The organism is Mesorhizobium sp. M5C.F.Ca.IN.020.32.2.1, from assembly GCF_004023105.1.
Classification (GTDB): domain Bacteria; phylum Pseudomonadota; class Alphaproteobacteria; order Rhizobiales; family Rhizobiaceae; genus Mesorhizobium; species Mesorhizobium wenxiniae.
Window position 1 is genome coordinate 1 of sequence record NZ_RZSX01000723.1, and the last position, 3,313, is coordinate 3,313.

Below are 3,313 nucleotides of genomic sequence, written 5' to 3' on the forward strand. Positions count from 1 at the left end.
CTTCTACGCATCGATCAACTTAATAATCGTGATCTCCATCATCCCGGGGCTCGCGTCATCGCACCAGCTCACCCAACCTAGCGGCAATGCCGCTGCTTGGCGTGTCAGCGTCTAGCCCCTCCACGAATTGCCCCTGTGGGTTCATAATGTAGATGTAGGTGCCGTGGTCCATTAGGTAGTCGTCACCGCCCACCTCACCCTGGCGCGCCACACCATAGGCGCCATATGCCTCCGAAACTGCAGCAATCTGTTGCGGGCTGCCGGTCAGTCCGACGATGCGCGGATCGAACGCCGCGGTAAAGCTTCCCATCACCTCATGCGTGTCGCGTTCAGGATCGATGGTGATGAAGAGCGGCTGCAGATTTGCAGCGTCGGGACCGAGTTCCTCAATCGCGGCGGCGATTTCGGACAGAGTCGTCGGACAGATATCGGGGCAAGACGTATAGCCGAAGAAAACCAGCAGCCATTTGCCGCGATAAGTCTCATCGGTGACCGTCGTTCCGTCCGGCGCCGTGAGCGTGAATGGGCCACCGACCGTCACAGGCGCCGTGTCAGCCCGCACGAGCGGTTGGCAGATCGACAGGGCCGCTGCGAATATGATGCAGAAGAGGGTTTCCGGACCGTAGGCCCAGGGGCGGAGCAATCCATGCCGTCGCTTCATCAAGTACCTCCGGCAATTCGAGAATGACACGCCAAAACCCACCGCGTGTGTTTGTGATTAACAAACTCGCCTAAACCGTCCTATTTTATCATATTTTGTTGCTGAATGGCTAGACATGGTAGTGGTTTGGCTCTATATTTAAAAGTTGCCCCTCATCCCTCACGAAGGAGGTGGCTTTTATGACGATTTGCGAATTGATGAGCGGGCTAGCAGCAATCGCTGTCGTTGCGACAATGTCCGCGCCTGCGCAAGCCTACGAAGTGGGTCCGGTCACGGGAGGCGGAACGATCGAGGGTACGATCGTCTACCGCGGCGACGTGCCGACAACAAAGATCATCCCCACCAAGGATATCGAGGTGTGCGGCGACCCCCGCGAGGAGCCGCTGATCGAAGTCGGCAGCGACCAGGCCGTGCTGAACGCGGCGGTGCAGCTGGTCGACGTGGCACAGGGAAAGGCCTGGCCGGAGCCCGGAAAGCCGCCTGAGCTTAACAACCTCAAATGCCGCTTTGAGCCCGCGGTTCAGATGATACCCGCCGGTTCGCTGGAGGTGGTCAACAGCGACCCAATGCTCCACAACACCCACGGCTATTATGGCAAGCGAACCGCCTTCAACCTGGCGCTGCCCAATAAGGGCCAGCGGATACCCGTCGAACTGAAGCGGGCCGGCACTGTCCGCGTCGACTGCGACGCGCATGGCTGGATGGAAGGCTGGGTCTATGTGGTGGATAATCCCTATTACGCGGTCACCGGCGCCGATGGCAAGTTCAGCATAACCGATGTTCCGCCGGGCAACTACAAACTCGTGGCGATCCACCCCTTCACCGGGCCCATCGAGCAGCCCGTAAAGGTAGAGGAGAATAAGGCCACCAGTCTGACGGTTGAACTGAAAAAATAAAGAAAAATTTGCGACCGACTGATTCAACAGGGTCGCGCTCCTGCGAGAAGACCGACGCTTTAAGAAACGGTCTGCACTGAGGAGGAACCGTGATGTCTGACGAGCTTGACCGCATTCGGCGCGAAATGCATGCGGTGCTGCAGCCGCCTGGAGTACGGCCCGACGACTCGCTCCAAATCACCCGCCGCACCTTCATTCACAGATCGCTGCTGTTCGGTGCTGCTTCCGTCGGCCAGACCTTCGCGTGGTGGCCGCTGCTCAACACTATCGACGTCGCTCACGCCGCCGAAGCGCCCTTCAAATTTGCCTGGATTTCGGACACCCATCTCTACGAGAGATCCCTCAACACGCGCTTCGTCGACAAGGTGGTGCGCGCGGTGCAAGAGGTCCAGGCCATGGATCCGCCGGCCGACTTCCTGATCTTCGGCGGCGACCTGGCCCAGCTCGGAAAGATCGAGGAACTTGAGCTTGGCGTTGAGCTCCTCAAGGATCTGAAGATCAAGAAGTACTACATCCCGGGCGAGCATGACTGGTATCTGGATATGGGCAAGAAGTGGGGCGAGTTGTTCGGCCAACCCAACTGGACCTTCGATCACAAAGGCGTGCGCTTCATCGGGCTCGATACGGTCAGCCGGGGACCGGACTACTGGACAGCGAAGAAGATGACGCCAGAGGAGCGCATGGGCCACATGGCTACCCTCGACGGCACGGTTGCCGGCGCGTGGGCCGGTGTCGGCCGCGAGCAACTCGACTGGATGCAGAAGACACTCGCCGACTGGGATAAGTCCAAACCGATCGTCATCTTCAGCCATAATCCGCTGTACGAGTACTACCCGCCCTGGAATTTCTGGGTGCGCGACTGGCGCGAAGTGAATGACGTGCTGAAGCCTTATACTAAGGTCACCAACATCCACGGTCACGTCCACCAGGTGCTCTACAACGAGATCGGCAGCATGCGCTCGATCGGAATGCTGGCGACCTCCTGGCCATGGCCGTATGCGCCGGAAGGCGTGCCCAAGCTGACCAAGCCGATGATCCGTGTCGATCCGGGCGATCCCTTCGACGGGGTCGGTTGGGAAACCGTGAACGTCAACGCCGACGACAAGGTCGATGTCGAGTACATCATGTGGGGGCGCAAGGAGGTGTTCGTCCAGACGCCGGAGGACCACGACAAGAGCATTGAGGAGGTCATACGGCCACGCATCGCCGACAATCAGTACCCGTGGGCAAATCCATAGAGGGGGTGGCTATGATAAACACATCGACATTCCTCTGCATTCTGAGGCGTTCCACAGTCGCAGGAGCAGTCGTCGCAGCTGCCGTCGTCGTCGGGCCGGCCAGTGCCAATAAGGATCCGGTGACGCCAAAGCAGCTGAAACTCTATCAAGAAGCGTTCATGGAGGAGGTCAGGAAGGGAGACCTCCTGTTCCACGGTGATGCGGCGATGGCGGAGCAGTTGGGCGTCAAGCTGTCGACCACCGGGTGGGCCTGCGCCATGTGCCATCCGATGGCCTCCGATACCCACCCGCAGGCGTTCCCGAAGTTCCAGCAGTCGATGGCTAAGTTCGCGACACTGCGCGACATGATCAACTGGTGCATCGAGAAACCGAACCAGGGCGAGAAGATCGATCCCGAATCGGAGGCGATGAAGGCGCTCGAGGCGTACATCACCTGGTCGAACACCGGCTCGGTGTTGGTGCCAGGCAAGTACTAGTCTCGTCGATAGCCGGCACCGGCTTCACGGGAGCTCGAAGCT

General features: G+C 59.4%; 4 protein-coding genes. 3 read left to right on the forward strand and 1 reads right to left on the reverse strand.

Translation table 11 applies throughout. The annotated features are described in order from the left end of the window. Positions 1 to 55 precede the first annotated feature (55 nt). Complete coding sequence (locus tag EOA86_RS27695; RefSeq protein WP_128344590.1) at positions 56 to 661, reverse strand: SCO family protein; 606 nt, start codon at positions 659 to 661, stop codon at positions 56 to 58. 233 nt (positions 662 to 894) lie between these two features. Here EOA86_RS27695 and EOA86_RS27700 point away from each other — a divergent pair, with 233 nt between their 5' ends. The 3 genes from EOA86_RS27700 to EOA86_RS27710 all read left to right on the forward strand — a co-directional run bounded on the left by EOA86_RS27700 (position 895) and on the right by EOA86_RS27710 (position 3,271). After that, a complete protein-coding gene (locus EOA86_RS27700; protein ID WP_127208048.1) occupies positions 895 to 1,557 on the forward strand; it encodes a carboxypeptidase regulatory-like domain-containing protein in 663 nt (220 codons plus the stop codon). A gap of 92 nt (positions 1,558 to 1,649) precedes the next feature. After that, entirely contained in the window at positions 1,650 to 2,795 is a 1,146-nt protein-coding gene (locus EOA86_RS27705) for a metallophosphoesterase (RefSeq protein WP_127208047.1), read from the forward strand. Between the two features lie 11 nt (positions 2,796 to 2,806). Beyond that, entirely contained in the window at positions 2,807 to 3,271 is a 465-nt protein-coding gene (locus EOA86_RS27710) for a hypothetical protein (RefSeq protein ID WP_065007041.1), read from the forward strand. The last annotated feature ends 42 nt before the right edge of the window (positions 3,272 to 3,313 follow it).